This is a genomic window from Microcoleus sp. FACHB-68 (genome assembly GCF_014695715.1).
GTDB lineage: Bacteria > Cyanobacteriota > Cyanobacteriia > Cyanobacteriales > Oscillatoriaceae > FACHB-68.
In genome coordinates this window covers 213,734-228,871 of record NZ_JACJOT010000016.1, presented here as the reverse complement: position 1 = coordinate 228,871, position 15,138 = coordinate 213,734, and the positions used below count along the sequence as shown (strand labels likewise).

Below are 15,138 nucleotides of genomic sequence, written 5' to 3'. Positions count from 1 at the left end.
CGCACAGCCATGTCTTATCGTTTTGTGGAGTGGCTGACCCAAAATCGAGACGTATTCTCCGCTTATAAAGCGGCTAGGGGCTTCATTTGGGCTTGATTTCTGTTTAAGTCCCGTTAATTGCCTTGCTTATAGTGGTGTGTGTGATTAGTTGATTACATTTTCGGCACTGCTGAAGGAGTAATGATTTAATCAGGGAGAGAAACCGTCCGATAGTTCAAATAGTGCAGCAGTAACCGCAGTGAACACTTCAACATCTTAATCGACTTAGAGTAGCACAAGGTTTTGCGATGTAATCGGGCCAGGTAATGCCTCAGCCTGGTATTTTCTCCTTCGATGCGAGTCATATAGGTCTTGCTGACAATGTGGTTTCCATCCTCTATAAACATTGGGTACACCGACCACCCGTCGGTGACATAAAAGAAACACTCAAAGCATTTGACAATTAGCCACAGAGGTTTGAAAGTCTCTGCCCTGCGTGAACGCAGCGTTGCCTTCGGCGAATCACCCACTGTCCAAGCCAGGATACCTGCCTGAAAGTGATTGAGCGCCGTCCAAATCCACAGCTTGTTACGTTTGTCACCCACAAAGGTTTGAAGTTCATCAAGGTCGGTAATCTCAAGAATCTCCTGAGACTGTGGAGCATCAGGTAGTGGCAAACCTGCTGCTCGAACCCAATGCAAGATGGTCGTGTGATGAATGTCTGTGACTCGCAAGGGTCCCTCGCAGTCCTAAGACAAGAAAGGTACATTTTGAGGCACAGTTGCTTGACATCGTTGGAATACTGCCAGGGTTCGGTAATGCTCTAGGAACTGGCGACCACACTGCTTGCATTTGTAACACTGTCTACTTTTACAATGACCGTTCTAAGAAAAATCGGTGGCGTTACATTTTAGACACTTCATTGAGGAAGTTGGGGTGGAGACGTTAATTCTTCCATTTTGCCTGAAATATCATTACTCTTCCAGCAACGCCCCTTTTTTTACCTTATTTTTTAAAGAGCAAGACCCAACTCGCCCTACAGTAAGGATGCCCATTTTCTCTGAAAAAGCGATCTGCTTAAAAGACATTTTGCCAAGGTGGTTAGGGAGTCAACCAAGCGCGATCATGCTTTCGCTAGTAGCAAGAAATCGACGAGGCAAAGTATCGTTCTCTACAGGATAGATTTTTGGGGAATTCACTACGTTCCTCGCTATATTTTTGAGGAAAAATTCTTGCAATTTTGCTGACCTGGCTTCTCTAACACCCGGATAGAGAGACAGTCCGCCGTTGTCTTCTAAAAAGGTAAATTTTACTAGTTGCAAATATTCATAAAGATACTCCCCATTGTTTAAATTTATTCATAACTGTTTCATCAGTAATCCTTAAAAAAAAACCGTCACTCACTGCTTTTTTTCTACCGTAAATGTCTATGCTATCCAAGCACTACACTTCCCACCATTCTTGAAAGTTGGGCAAAGTTCTGGACCTTTGTTCAGTCCCATTGTGCGCTTTCTACAGCTTAAGTTGTTAACAAGCCTCTAATTTTTTCTAGGTTCTCTTTAGCTTCAAGACAACTCGGATTGAACGACAATGCCTGTTCAAATGCAGCAGCCGCCTCAGTCCAACGCTTTAGGTGAAGGTAAGCAAGCCCTAAACCCACAGATGGATCTGTTGTGATGAAACTTTGCTCAAAAGGCTCTCCTTGATAATAGCTACCCTCCCGCCCTATTTGAATACATTTTTCCAGATAAACACAAGCTCCTAATGGAAATCCTAAAGCCATTAGAGTCATCCCGGCTAGATAGTTTAGAGGTGGATACTGCGGACACCATTCAAGCCCTCGCTGAGAAATTAGCCTCGCCGTTTCATAATCATTCTGATTGAGTGATTGTGCCCCTAAAGTATAAAGCAGGGAAGGAACCATTAGAAAATCTTCTGGGGGATTTCCCTCTAATAAATTTGGAAACAGCCGCTCAAATGCTTCCGCGCAACATTCTTGAGCTTTTTCTGGTTGCTGCATATCGTTATACATTCCAGAAAGGCAATAGAGGAGCATCAGGCTCAAACCTTCTTCCCGTCGAATGCGCTCTAAAATTGGGATATTACGACTGAAGTTTTTTTGCTCTAGCTCCTCTTCTCCGTAGCCATAATGTAAAATGCTAATACTTTCTAAAACAGAAACTTTATAATTACTAATGTATTGATCATTGTATTTTAGTTGCTCGTGAAATTTGCCTTCAAACCTAATCCCTGGTAAATTTCGGAACAATCTCGGAGTGACCAAGGGAGTCATGCTAAGCCTATAACTTTTTTCAGTCCGTGTTAAAAAATAAGCAATAATTTCTGATGGGGAGGAAATTTGCTCTAAAAATTTTTCTGACTCAACAACTAGCTCTTCATCCGCATCAAAAACTAAAATCCAGTCTCCTGATGCTTGGGCAATCGAATAATTGCGAGCGGCAGCAAAATCATCGCACCATTCAAAATAACTAACTTGTGCCCCGTATTTTTCTGCAATTTCAGGCGTGTTATCTTGAGAGCCAGTATCTACGACAATCATTTCATCAACATAAGGTTTAGCACTCGCTAAGCACCGAGGTAAATTCTTGCTTTCATTCTTCACAATCATGCAAAGAGACAAAACAGGTTTTGCAGGTGATTCAGAGTTTAAATTCATTTGAGAAACCTAGTTTTATTACATATGTTATTATCTAGTTTAACAAGTTTGTATTAATTGAATATACTCACCCCGTTATATAAATGTTTTGGTATACCGGCAGCCTGATTGAATCAGGCACATTGGAACTGGCTATTGACGATCCGGGATTTATTTACGGGGCTACAGTCTTTACCACCCTGCGAGTCTATCACGACTCGCTCGATCATCCCTTGACGAACTGGGCCGGCCACTGTGAACGCCTCCAATTCAGCGTGAAAACGTTTGGCTGGCAACCACCAGACTGGCACCGGCTGCGTCAGGGTGCCGAACTGATGAAGGAAAACTGGCCGGTATTGAGAATGGTTATTTTCCCAGATGGGCGAGAACTGATTACAGGACGTATTTTACCGGCAGACTTGGCGAATCGGCAACAGGACGGAATCCGCGCTTGGCTGGCAGACTCCCCCGACTACGCCAGATCCCTACCGGCTCACAAAACCGGCAACTACCTGCCGGCTTGGCTTGCCCTGCAAACTGCCCTAAAACAGGGTACTCAGGAAGCAATTTTAGTAGACTCAACCGGCAACTGGCTAGAAAGCAGCACCGGCAACCTTTGGGGATGGCGGGATCAGCAATGGTGGACACCGCCGACAAACACAGGAATTCTAGCCGGCCTGATGCGCTCACAGATTGTGAACTGGCTAAAACAACATCAAGTGCCGGTGAGAGAAGAACCTTGGTCAACCCAATTGGTAAAAGAATTTGAAGCACTCGCCTATACCAACAGCGTCATGGAAATCATTCCTATCCACACTGTTTTAGCCGGCACCACTCAACTCACCTACAATCTACACCACCCCGCATTCCAGCAAATTCGCTCACTCTGGCATATCTAAACCGCCCAAAATTCCTGCCTATCTCTAAGCACTTCTAGCACGAGAAAGCCCCACACTCGCTTTAATTAGCGCCGGCACAATTCGCTCACTCCCCATCCTCGCACCGTATAGATTCCTCGCCACCGGACCCACTTGCAAAGCCGCTAAACCACCCATCACAAATAACTCGCAACCGGGCCAGCGCAAATGCTCATCCAACACCGGCAAGCCATTCACCATCGGCGTCGGATAAGCATCCAACACATCTGCCAGTAAAGGCTCCGCTGCCACCTCAAATTTCGTGCCGGTGGATAGCCAGATCCGCTCACACTCATACACCTGGCCACCATCACAGCCAACCCGCCAGCAGTTGCCCAGCCACTCAGCCTTAACGACTTGGCATCGTTCATAAAGGGCAAGTTGGCCTTCTCGGTGGGCGCGTCGCAGCCGCAACATCATTGCCGGCGTCATCGATCCCCCATTCCGAGCTAGCTGGATTAACTCCCATCGGCGCTCCCAATCAGTTTCAGCCCAAAATCCCTTCAAATATTTTGGCCCCAACCAACCGGGTTCAGCATCAAATAATTTTTCTTGCAGCTGGCGTCTTGCCATCAACAATACCTTTGCGCCTCGCCGCATGGCACCGATGGCTAGATGTCCCGCCGTTAAGCCACCTCCCACAATCAGCACTCGCTCAGAGGAATTTTGGATTGCGGGAAAGCAGCGCAAATCGATATTCCGAGAATGGCAGAGCCGGTCTTTGGGATAAGGCGTTTGAATTTTACCCACCCAGCTTGGCATTTGGAGTTTGCTCGTGCCGGTGGCCAAAACGACCCGGCGGGCGCTGAGCAACTGGCCATCTTGCAATTCAACGCGAAACCGCTTGTGATAAGGGCTTTCTGTCTGTGGGGGCGGAATAATCCGAGTCACTTTAGCCTGAACGATTTTGTCTTCTAGCCCAAACCTGCGGATTGCGTCTTGGCAAAAATCTGCAAATAGCTGGGTACTCGGTAAATCATAAGGTGCAAACAACTCATCAGGGCGAGATTCCGCAAACCCCCGCAGCGCGTGGGGGTTGGGATCGGGATGGTGAACTGCCGGCGATCTTAGATGAGGAATTTCCAGCGCCGCAAATCGCTCGCGCCACTGGCTCATCCAAGTGCCGGTGCCTTCAAACACCAAGAACTTGCGGCCTATATCCTTGCGCTTTTGCAGCAGATGTGTGGCGATCGTCAAAGCTTGAGGGCCGCCTCCCACAATTGCTATGTCAATTTGGCTTTGTTGTAAAGCCGGGTTGAGTGCCATGCTGGTAAAAAATATTATAATAATAATCATTATCATATCAATGAGCAGGGCGAACCTGCGATTTTTACAAGAGCCGGTGCAACTGGGCCATGTCCTAGAGGATTAAGCTGCCTCTGGATCTCAACAATCGACTCGATTCTATCTACCCGTAAATTTTTCCGTGATAGATAGGCGTCTAGAATCCGCCAACCCCAGCGTTACTAGCCCATTTCAGGAAAATTGACCCGACCTTTCTTGGAAGCGAACACCCAGCACAGAGCATTCTCTAGCTGCCTGACCACTGAGCCGTTATTATTCATCCCTTGTTTTATACAATTCTTAAAGATTAGAAACAAAAATTATCGGCTTTTGTTCAACAGATCGACAATTAGGGAAGGCTGGCCAATTCCTGGACAAGGTGAAACCCGATCGTAAAAATAAAAACGTACTTTTGAAAGCAGCACAGAGTCATGGCAGATTCTTCCGAGTTTTTCTACCCTCGCAGTCGCTACTACGGCCAAGTCAAGCCTGAGAACTTGATATTTAATGCGAATTTACAGGAATTTGCTCAACGAGTGAGCTATATCAGTAATCTAGAAACCGGCGGGAAACTCCCTCCTGAAGTCGCCTACCAGGAAATTAAAGCGCTTTGGAAGCAGCTCAAGCACACGAAAAAACAGCTGGGGATTGGCAAAAATCCCTTTCAGGATGAAGACAGCAGCACTGCATCCTAGGTGAGCGAAGCATTCGGCTGTAGGAAGCCACAATCAAATCTACCTTGAGGAGGATTTAGCCGAGAAGCCGGGTTCATTACATTAAGCTTATCCGCTCAGGGAAAGTGTCTCTGGGCTAGGAAACAGCTCACAGCCTCTTACTCAATTTCTTCTATCCGGGTTTTAACATCAGGCCGCTTCTCAATCTGGAAGGCTGATAAAAAAAACGACCAGCTTCATCCAAAAGCTGGCCCATTAAATTTTTGAATTTTGTTGTCGTACTAACAGGAGGCTTACCGAGCTGCGCGTTCCCAGGCGTGCGGCGGGTATTTGTCTGTTAATTCTTTACTTAAGAACATTGTAACAGAAGACACTAAACTTTTGTAACAAAAGTTTATTACGAAAATTTATCACCGGCCTGCGTAAGATACCGGCTACCTTCTTGGGGACGTCCCCAGAGGATACGCTCGTGCTTGTAAACCACCATACCCGGTTTGGCTCCCTTGGGCTTGTAGACGTGTTTGGGTTCGGTATAAACAACCGGCACCTGTTCGCTTTGCCGAGCGCGGCTGTAATAGGCGCTTAGATCCGCAGCAAACTGCAAATCCGCCTCCTCGGCGACAGATCCAGGCGGTAAACGCAGCAAGACGTGGCTACCGGCAATCTCTTGAGTATGAAACCATACATCGTAATCACCGGCAAGACGAAAACTCAACTGGTCATTCTGCCGGTTATTGCGCCCAATCAATAATTCAAAACCACTCGGACTTTGGTAGCGGTAAAAATTCGTTGCCGGTGTATCACTTTGAGTGCGGTGTTCTGGATCTTCTAGATACCCCTGGCTAATTAGCTCATCCCGAATTTCTTCCAAAGCTTGAAGATCAGCTGGTTCCCGGTAAGCATCTAGCCCGGAAAGCGCAGATTCCACTTGTTCAAGATAGTCAATTTCAGCCTGCACCTCAGCTAATAATGGCTCAACAGCCGCACGGGCGCGTTTGAGCTTTTGGTTGCGGCGGTAGAGAGACTGAGCATTTTGCACCGCATTTTTTTCCGGTTCCAGGGGAATGGAAGTCGGGTTGCCGGTTTCAAAGTCGGCAAGGATAATTTCCTTCATCCCCGGTTGCCACGCGTGTAGGTTGGCCATCATCAAGTCGGCTTGCTGCCGGTACTTGTCGGCTTCATCTGACTGTTGCAGGCGTTCTGAAAAAGTATTGGCTTTGAGTTGCAACTTGGCCAGCAAGTTACTGAGTTTTTGACTGAGTTGATGGCGTAGCTGCTTGAATTCTTGTTGATTTAGTTCGCCGGTGTAATAGACGTTGAGCAACTCATTGACAGAAGCAGGATGGCTCTCCCTCTGGATATCCCCCCACCCCACAACCGAGTATCCCTCTCGTGTCCAGCACGGTTGAAACCGCTCTTGCTCCAAAGCTTGCAGCCATTCTTGCCACCGGCAGAACAATTGCTGCCAATCTGCTTCACTGAGGCTATCGGTTGGTTGAGCCGGTTCAAGACCGGCAGCCTCTACCATTTCCCGCACGAAGGCCGAACTCAAACCCCGGTAGCTTTTCAGCAACTGACGCCCCAGTTGGCCGGGGATTAGCGTGATTCGTTCCAGCCAACGTTCTTGGGGTTCACTTTGGCTGGGTGCCGGATCAGTAAGAGCCGGCGGCATTTCGTAAGGCTGGCCCGTTTGGATGGGACGCACACTCGATTGGCGATCACTGACTTGATGAGCAGCAGTGACAATCAAGTTTTCCTGATTGGCTAAAATCACATTGCTGCGTTTGCCCATAATTTCGACATACAGATGCCAGAGAATAGGATCACCAGGCCGGCGGGCAAATTGCAAGTCTAAAACACGTTCCCAAGGCGCTACCTCAGTAATCGCCACCAGTGCTAAACCACCCAACTGGTGTCGCAGCTGCTGGCTGAAAGTAAAAGTATCAGGAGTGCGGGGAGGCGAATCGCCGGCACACAGGCGGGCGGCTTGGGGATGCCAAGAGATATCCACCCAGCCTCGCCGGTCAATCGTCCGCAGCGACAGCGCCACCGTGTGCCGGTCACGTTGATAGACCTGTTCCAGACGCGCCGGCAGCCAGCCGTGACGCAGTTCAGAACAAGCAGCAGTTAAAGTCGTAAAGTCAGCCGGTTGCACAGCGAAAAGTCTTTCCAGTTAAAACATCGACAGATACTTCCATGCTGGCAGATTGATGTCAAAAGTTGATAAAAACCTGAAAAAAAGAGAAAAAAATCTAAAAACCCTGATTTTCCTTTGTTTTAGCCTTGTTAGTCAAGATTGTAATGGATACCATTAGAAATAAGGTTTTTGTAGGCTCATACGGCTAAGCCGTTAGTGCGTCATGGACATTCAACTTATCAATATCGGTTTTGGTAACATCGTGTCTGCCAACCGAGTCGTTGCCATTGTCAGTCCTGAGTCTGCCCCTATTAAGCGGATCATTAGTGATGCACGGGATAGGGGACAGTTGATTGACGCTACTTACGGTCGTCGAACGCGGGCCGTTATCATTACCGATTCCAGCCACGTCATCCTTTCGGCAATTCAGCCGGAAACCGTCGCCCATCGCTTTGTCATCAGTAAAGACGGTCAGAGTGTCAGTTAATTTACTTCCACGATTTCTATTCCCGCTTGGAGCTGCCGGTTTATCCGTATTTAACCAGTGCATATTCTCCCGCACTTTAGGGTAACTGTAACAATTCTATACAGAATTGGATTCAGAACCTTTATAATCCAGATGAAGATGTGGATAAGGATGTTTCAAGGGATAGCGGGTGTATGCAAAGCGGGAAACTGATTGTGCTGACTGGGCCAAGTGGCGTGGGAAAAGGAACTTTGTTGCGCTCACTGCTAAAGCGTCATCCTGAACTGTATCTGTCGGTATCTGTGACGACTCGCGCCCCTCGCAAGGGCGAGATTCATGGCAAGCATTATTATTTCATTGACCGGCACCAATTTGAGCAACTGGTCGCGGCGGGCGACTTGCTAGAGTGGGCTGAGTTTGCCGGTAATTATTACGGAACCTTGCGCCGGCAAGTAGAGACTCACCTACAGCAAGGTGAGTGGGTAGTCCTAGAAATTGAGTTAGAAGGGGCAAGACAAATCAGGCAGACATTTCCTCAAGCCCTGCAATTATTTATTCTGCCGCCCTCAGTTGATACCCTAGAGACTCGCATTCGCCAGCGGGGACAAGATTCGGAAGAAGCGATTGCAAGGCGTCTCAACCGTGCAGTTGAAGAAATCGCCGCCGCTGATGAATTTGACATCAAGATTGTCAATGACGAGTTAGAAAAAACCTTAGAGTGTATCGAGGCGGAACTGTTTGTCCCCGCTTAGGTAATCGGGTGAACACTCAGGGCTTTTTGATTCTCTTTTAGTCCCGCCTGGTGGATTTCCAGGCGGGTATGAAGAAGTGTACTAACTATCAGTTAGCTTATTGTTTATTTGTTTGCCTTAACCGATGCCGGCCCTTCCTTCAGCCGAACCGTAGTTCACAAAATGTTCAAACCCACTGCGGTATAAACCCTTCGCTACATCTGCCGCCACGTCCTTGTTATTTGCTAGATAAAAAGCCTCGTCATATTGCTCACTAGGCTGGCGTTTTTCTGCTTGTCCGTAGCGGATAAAGTGTTCGTAACCACTGCGATAAGTTCCCTTACTTACTTCTGCCGCCACATCCGCGTTGCTGTCTAAATAAAACTTTTCATCAAATAGCTTTAGACGTGGCGTACGTCCCTCAAATTGACCAAACTTTAAGTAATGGAAAATCCCACTTGTTACTTCACCTGTTGCCGTTGCTGCCGCTAAACCTTCATCTTGATTAAGATACTGGTTGGCGTTAAACAAATTGCTGGGGTTGCGGTTTTTCTCTAACAAGTTAGGCCGGTTTTCCGAGATTCCATGACGCACAAAGTGATTAAAGGCACTCCCACCTCGGCTCACATCTTCTGCCACATCGGGGTTGGTTGCCAAATAATATTGAGTGTTGAATAGAGCACTGGGGTCACGCTTTTCAAACTGTCCATTACGGATAAAGTGTTCAAAACCGTAGCGGTAAACTCCGGCTTCTACATCCCGCTTGACATCAGGATTATTGGCGAGATAGAACGCTTCATCATAAATTAGCAGCCTCGCGTCGCGTTCTTCATATTGCCCATAGCGGGCGAAGTGATCCCAGGCACTGCTATAAACGCCTTTCTGGACTGCATCCTTTACATCTGGGTTTTGTTCGAGATAGAGTATGGGGTCAAACAGAAGGCTGGGTTGCCGATTTTCTATTTGACCGTATTTTTGATAATGTTCCAAAGCGCCACCGGCATAGTTACCTTTTGCGACATCGGCAGCCACATCTGGGTTATTCGCCAGATAATATTTTTCGTCAAAGTACAGGGTGGCTGGTTCTTTTCCTTGGCTTTCTAGTTCGAGTAATTCGGCAAAGGTGAATAGGGGATTGCCGGTGTAGTATTTGGAAACGACAGGACTGGAAAAATTCGCAGTATCGTACTCGCTACCTACTATATAAACACTGCCCACACTGTCAACAGCGATCTCAGCACTTTGAGCTGCATAGATTTCGGATAAGGTATGCTTAGTGCCCAGAGGATTAATCTTGAAAAGATAGGAAGAATGGCCGTCCCCCGTTATATTACCTGAACCAACCGAAAATCTAAATGTTTCATTGATTGTCGCATAGGCATTGCCTGAAGTATCTATCGCAATAGCCTGACCATTGCGATATCGATCATAGGTTGTGCCAAAACCATTTCCCGAGCTAAAACTTCTGGAAAGGTAAGAGGAGTAAACTAAAGCTGTGCCATCAGGATTGAGTTTACTCACAAAGCCGTCTAAGGGAGTTGTCTTCTCGCCTAGGAAAGCGTTTTTAAGGGGGAAGTTGTCAGAATCAGTACTTCCTACTAGATAGGCATTGCCCGAAATATCTACAGCGATGCCATTAACTATCTCATAGCCGCTTGCGCCGAGGTAAGTCGAGTAAACTAAGGCTGTGCCATTAGGATTGAGTTTGCTCACAAAGCCATCTGCACCATCTGCCTTCTGACCTTGTAGGGGGTTTGTGGTGGGAAAATCCACAGAGCCGGTGCTTCCAGCTAAAAACACATTACCCGCGTTGTCTAGAACCATGTCTGTGAACTGATCACCACCAGTCCCACCGAGGTAAGTCGAGTAAACTAAAGCCGTGCCATCAGGATTAAGTTTGCTTACAAAGCCATCCGAATCTCCCGCTAACTGGCCTTGCAAGGGATTTACTGTGGGGAAGTCGGTAGAACTGGTACTTCCCATCACATAGATATTACCAACACCATCTAGGGCTATGCTTTGGGCAGTAGCACCATCACTGCCACCCAAATAAGTCGAGAAGAGCAAAGCATTGCCACTAGCATTCAGTTTGGTAACAAAGCTGTCTGCCAGCTCAGAACTGCTAGCCTTTGCAGGTTGCAGGGGATTGACTGTGGGGAAGTCGGTGGAATTCGTAGTTCCTGTGATGTAGGCGTTGCCGGCACTATCAATTGCAATGTCGTTGCCATAATCTCTATTGCCATTGCCACCCAAGTAAGTCGAGTAGATTAAAGTTGTGCCGGTGGCGTCAAGTTTGGTAACGAAGGCATTTGAGGGTGCAGGAGCAGTGGTTTGGAAAGCATTAACAGTAGTGGGGAACCTATTGAAACTTGTATAGCCCGTAACGTATACATTGCCGACACTGTCTACCGCAATGCCATCGCCTGTGCCGGGGAGTCCAGTATAGAATGTTCTGTTGTGGTAAATCAGCACCGGATCAATCACTAAGGTATGTGCTGAATCGTAAGCACCTAAACTAAACCCGACTGTGCCATCTCCTAACAGTTTATAAGCCGACTCAACTTCTTTGATTTCTCCGTTTATTTCTTGATAAACATAGGGCGCTGAGTCGATTAATTCTCCGGTTGCTGTCTTGATTATTAGCGCTCCATCTTTGCGCAATTCCAGGTCTTCCATTCCTTTGTATTGAATCTTTATTTGTCCCGCATCTGCGCCGGCTGCTACGATAAATTCCCCTTTTAAATGCCCTTCTGTTCCTTTATAAATCCGGTCAATGCCTTCGTATACGTTTCGGTACACTACGCCTTCATAGGTGGAAACGTCGGTTTTCCATTGATTCGGATCGTCTCCATTCAGGAAGTTAGCGACTCCTGGCAATTTTCCCAGGGTTTCAATGGTGGGGTTGAAATTGCCTCCGATTAAGTTGCTTCGCACTACAGAGGAGGTGTTTTCTGTTTCCCCTTCTCCCTGTGATTGTGCGGTGAAGATGATTTCATTGGGGGTGAAATAGAAGGTGTGACCCCTACCTTTTATTTGGTATTTTACTTCGGCATCCACTTGGCCGGCATTTTCTATAAAACTTAACCCTAATTTTCCCCAGTCTTGCTGTTTTTCAATTCCAACATTTGTCAGCGCATCATTATTTTCCCATTGGGCGACTGTTGGGGTATTTTCTGAGATTTCGTTAATTAAATCGTGTTCGCTGTTCGCTGCCGGCAGTCTTCCTTCTTCTCTGCCATGCAATAGCCAATGTTCCCACCCATTTTCATACACTCCGCTGTTAACGGCTACTGCTACATCGAGATTTTCTCGTAAGTAATAATCACTATCAAATCCGGCTGGGGGAGTGTTGGGATTTGAGCCGGTTGATAATATATCTTTGTTTCCCTGATCTGTAGTGGATAAATTCCCTGACACCGGCTCATTGAATGCTTGCACGCCGAGATTATCCATTGCCATCTCTTCCTTTTTGCCACTGAGTTAGCCCAGGCGGCAAGCTATAATTAATTCCCCCTTTATACTCGACTCGCTGGGGTTTGGCTAGTCCCCAGTCGTGTGGTTTTTTCTCGGTTTTTTGAAATAATTATGGGCTTGTGAAGATATATCAATTTACACGAAAATTTGATACACCAAGTAAGCGAAAATCGCGCCCCCTATTCCACCCACTAGAAAACCTGTTGCAAAATTACTCCAACCTTCTTGTGTGCTGAAAGCTTCTGGAGGATGGGGAGTTGTAATTGTGGAAATCGGCTTGTTTTCATTTAGCACAGCCGCATATAAAGACAAAGCAAACGTTAAAATCACGACAATGCTAGCGGCTTCCATTAAACCCAACAAATTCCCAGCTTGAGTGCCACGAAGTGGATTTGTCCAGGCAAAGGGGCCAAATAAAAAATATCCATGCGCCATCCCAATTTCTAAACCACGACGCTGGGGTAACAAACCCTTCCGATAAGCCGGCAAATTATTAATAAAAGCCTTCGTTAAAGTTGAAGCATTAATCGGCGTTGCCAGATTTCCCACTTGCGGATCGCCGGCAGGGTAGACAACTTCACGATCCCTAGGGTCACTTTTCGATTGCACAGATTGGCTCATATTTAAATAAAAAAAAGTTGCAATGTTTTCCCCCATCAATCAGCTTTTATAAGCATCATCTCTGGGAAAAGAGAAACACAATAATTATACCTAAATCTGTTTTCTGCTGTAATAATAAAACTCGCGCTCTGTGCGGCGCACTTGCCCGACACGACCACGAGTTTTGTTTTCTAGATTTGTGTTTTAAACCGGCTATCAGTCGCCACTAACAGATGTACGGGCGGGTTTGGCTGACAACTTAACGTCGAACCCGATATTAAACGACAAAACCCGCCCCTACAAACTGATCGCGAACCTTCTACGGAAGAGGATGGAACAGCAGATCAGGGAAGTAGTAGTTAAACACAATCAGGCCGGCAGCCTGAAGGGAAATCCAAATTGTGGCGAGAACCGGCGCGGAGGAAAGATATCTGGGTAAACCTTGCATGATGGTTGATTCTCCTTAAAAAGTTAAGCAACTGAGAGGGGACTAGCGGGGTGATACCGGGATTTCATTATCTTTGGCATACAGTTCACCACTGATGGCTTCTTTAATAGCTGCTAGCGGCCAGGTAAAGCCGGTTAGCATATACTTAATTGCCGTGGGAACATCGATGATGATTTCTTTTTCTTCAGGGCTATCGGTTTTGCGAACCGCTTGGAGATAAGCGCGGCCCACCCAACCAATCCAGCCGGCAATGTAGAGAAAGAGAATGCCCGGAATAATAAAGTCTCCAGCATGACTCCAGCGGCCATCCGGAATCAAGTGAGGAAGCCCTTCTGGGCCGCATAACGCTTGAGAGTAACGCTCAAAACGTTTTTGTCCAGACTGGGGGTCGCTGGTCGTGTTGCGTGCATTTTGCGCCCGTTGCTGAAAAGCAGGGGATTCGCTGCATGGCACTAGCCCCGCCACATTTGGTTCACCGGCAAAGGCAGTTGGGGCAACACTGATCCAAAGACCAATCGCCAGAATTAAAGCTAACAATCGTCGCATGGAATTGTTTCCTTTTGTTACAAAACACAAAGTTTTTTGGACAAACCGCCCCGCGACTTAATACAGGCCAGTTTGCCCTCAGTTGGATGCAATTTTACTCTCCTGAGTGAACTCAGGAAAGTCTAAGCTACTAGAAGTAGCCAATCCATTTCAAAACATTACCAGCCAATGGCAACGGTTTTAGCAATTGAAACAAGTTGTGACGAAACAGCCGTGGCGATTGTTAAGAATCGTCAAGTTCGCAGCAGTATTATTGCCTCTCAAATTGCCACGCATCGGCAGTATGGAGGCGTTGTGCCTGAGGTGGCATCGCGTCAACACCTAGAAGCAATCAATCAACTGATCGCCGAAGCTTTTCAAGAAGCCAACCTCAACTGGCAAGAAATTGATGGGGTCGCAGCCACCTGTGCTCCGGGCTTGGTGGGGGCGCTTTTGGTGGGGTTAAGCGCCGCTAAAACCCTGGCAATTGTCCACCAAAAGCCTTTTTTAGGCGTTCATCACCTAGAGGGACACATTTACGCTTCCTATCTCAGTGAACCTTCTTTAGAGCCGCCCTTTCTCTGTCTGCTCGTTTCCGGTGGCCACACGAGCTTGATTCATGTGAAAGATTGTGGCAATTATGAAACCTTGGGACAAACGCGTGATGATGCTGCCGGCGAAGCGTTTGATAAAGTGGCGCGGTTGTTGCAATTAGGCTATCCAGGGGGTCCTGCCATTGACCGGCTAGCCGCACAAGGCAACCCTCAAACGTTTCCGCTACCGGAGGGTAATATTTCTTTACCATCCGGCGGCTATCATCCCTATGATTCAAGTTTTAGTGGCTTGAAAACAGCGGTACTGCGCCTGGTACAAAAGCTGCAACAGGAGAAACCAGACGAGTTGCCGGTGAGTGATATCGCCGCAAGCTTTCAGCAATCTGTCGCTAAGAGCTTGACAAAAAGAGCAATTGCCTGTGCGATTAGCAACGGACTGAACACGATTGCCGTGGGTGGGGGTGTGGCGGCAAACAGTGGACTGCGAAAGCATTTACAAATGGCTGCCGGCGAACACAATTTACGGGTACTGTTTCCTCCCCTCAAGTTTTGCACCGATAACGCTGCCATGATTGGCTGTGCCGCATCTGAGCATCTAAATCGGGGTCACACTTCCCCGTTAAGCCTGGGTGTGCAGTCTCGACTGACGCTTTCAGACGTGATGCAGCTTTATCAAACTTGAGATCCCTCACG

At 47.3% G+C, this 15,138-nt stretch carries 12 protein-coding genes and 1 pseudogene; 5 read left to right on the top strand and 8 right to left on the bottom strand.

The features are described 5' to 3' along the window. Positions 1-185 precede the first annotated feature (185 nt). A pseudogene (locus tag H6F73_RS22390) lies at positions 186-902 on the bottom strand (IS1 family transposase). A gap of 596 nt (positions 903-1,498) precedes the next feature. After that, on the bottom strand, positions 1,499-2,656 hold the full coding sequence (locus H6F73_RS22385) for a glycosyltransferase family 2 protein (RefSeq protein WP_190760970.1): 1,158 nt from the start codon (positions 2,654-2,656) through the stop codon (positions 1,499-1,501). 83 nt (positions 2,657-2,739) lie between these two features. On the opposite strand from H6F73_RS22385, the gene H6F73_RS22380 reads away from it, so the two are divergent. Next, complete coding sequence (locus H6F73_RS22380; protein ID WP_190760969.1) at positions 2,740-3,534, top strand: aminotransferase class IV; 795 nt, start codon at positions 2,740-2,742, stop codon at positions 3,532-3,534. A 24-nt stretch (positions 3,535-3,558) separates the two neighbouring features. On the opposite strand, the gene H6F73_RS22375 is transcribed toward H6F73_RS22380, so the two are convergent. Further along, entirely contained in the window at positions 3,559-4,848 is a 1,290-nt protein-coding gene (locus tag H6F73_RS22375) for an FAD/NAD(P)-binding protein (RefSeq protein WP_347239599.1), read from the bottom strand. Between the two features lie 419 nt (positions 4,849-5,267). On the opposite strand from H6F73_RS22375, the gene H6F73_RS22370 reads away from it, so the two are divergent. Next, positions 5,268-5,531 (top strand): hypothetical protein, encoded by a 264-nt coding sequence (locus H6F73_RS22370; RefSeq protein WP_190760968.1) that lies wholly within the window; start codon positions 5,268-5,270, stop codon positions 5,529-5,531. 376 nt (positions 5,532-5,907) lie between these two features. On the opposite strand, the gene H6F73_RS22365 is transcribed toward H6F73_RS22370, so the two are convergent. Further along, positions 5,908-7,665 carry an NFACT RNA binding domain-containing protein gene (locus H6F73_RS22365; RefSeq protein WP_190760967.1) on the bottom strand — a complete coding sequence of 586 codons (1,758 nt, stop codon included), beginning with the start codon at positions 7,663-7,665 and terminating at the stop codon, positions 5,908-5,910. Positions 7,666-7,870: 205 nt separating this feature from the next. On the opposite strand from H6F73_RS22365, the gene H6F73_RS22360 reads away from it, so the two are divergent. After that, positions 7,871-8,134, top strand: coding sequence for a DUF370 domain-containing protein (locus H6F73_RS22360; RefSeq protein ID WP_190666130.1), 264 nt, complete (start codon positions 7,871-7,873; stop codon positions 8,132-8,134). 173 nt (positions 8,135-8,307) lie between these two features. Further along, on the top strand, positions 8,308-8,865 hold the full coding sequence (gene gmk, locus H6F73_RS22355; protein ID WP_190760966.1) for a guanylate kinase: 558 nt from the start codon (positions 8,308-8,310) through the stop codon (positions 8,863-8,865). Positions 8,866-8,982: 117 nt separating this feature from the next. Here the strand turns inward: gmk and H6F73_RS22350 are convergent, their stop codons facing one another. The 4 genes from H6F73_RS22350 to H6F73_RS22335 form a co-directional block, all read right to left on the bottom strand. After that, complete coding sequence (locus H6F73_RS22350; RefSeq protein WP_190760965.1) at positions 8,983-12,297, bottom strand: SBBP repeat-containing protein; 3,315 nt, start codon at positions 12,295-12,297, stop codon at positions 8,983-8,985. Between the two features lie 156 nt (positions 12,298-12,453). Continuing rightward, positions 12,454-12,927 carry a photosystem I reaction center subunit XI gene (locus tag H6F73_RS22345; protein WP_347239598.1) on the bottom strand — a complete coding sequence of 158 codons (474 nt, stop codon included), beginning with the start codon at positions 12,925-12,927 and terminating at the stop codon, positions 12,454-12,456. A 310-nt stretch (positions 12,928-13,237) separates the two neighbouring features. Continuing rightward, the gene (locus tag H6F73_RS22340; RefSeq protein WP_190669853.1) at positions 13,238-13,366 is read right to left on the bottom strand and encodes a photosystem I reaction center subunit IX; all 129 of its coding nucleotides are present in this window, start codon (positions 13,364-13,366) and stop codon (positions 13,238-13,240) included. Positions 13,367-13,408: 42 nt separating this feature from the next. Further along, a complete protein-coding gene (locus H6F73_RS22335) occupies positions 13,409-13,912 on the bottom strand; it encodes a Photosystem I reaction center subunit III (protein ID WP_190760964.1) in 504 nt (167 codons plus the stop codon). A 168-nt stretch (positions 13,913-14,080) separates the two neighbouring features. Here H6F73_RS22335 and tsaD point away from each other — a divergent pair, with 168 nt between their 5' ends. Further along, complete coding sequence (tsaD, locus tag H6F73_RS22330) at positions 14,081-15,127, top strand: tRNA (adenosine(37)-N6)-threonylcarbamoyltransferase complex transferase subunit TsaD (protein ID WP_190760963.1); 1,047 nt, start codon at positions 14,081-14,083, stop codon at positions 15,125-15,127. Positions 15,128-15,138 lie beyond the last annotated feature (11 nt).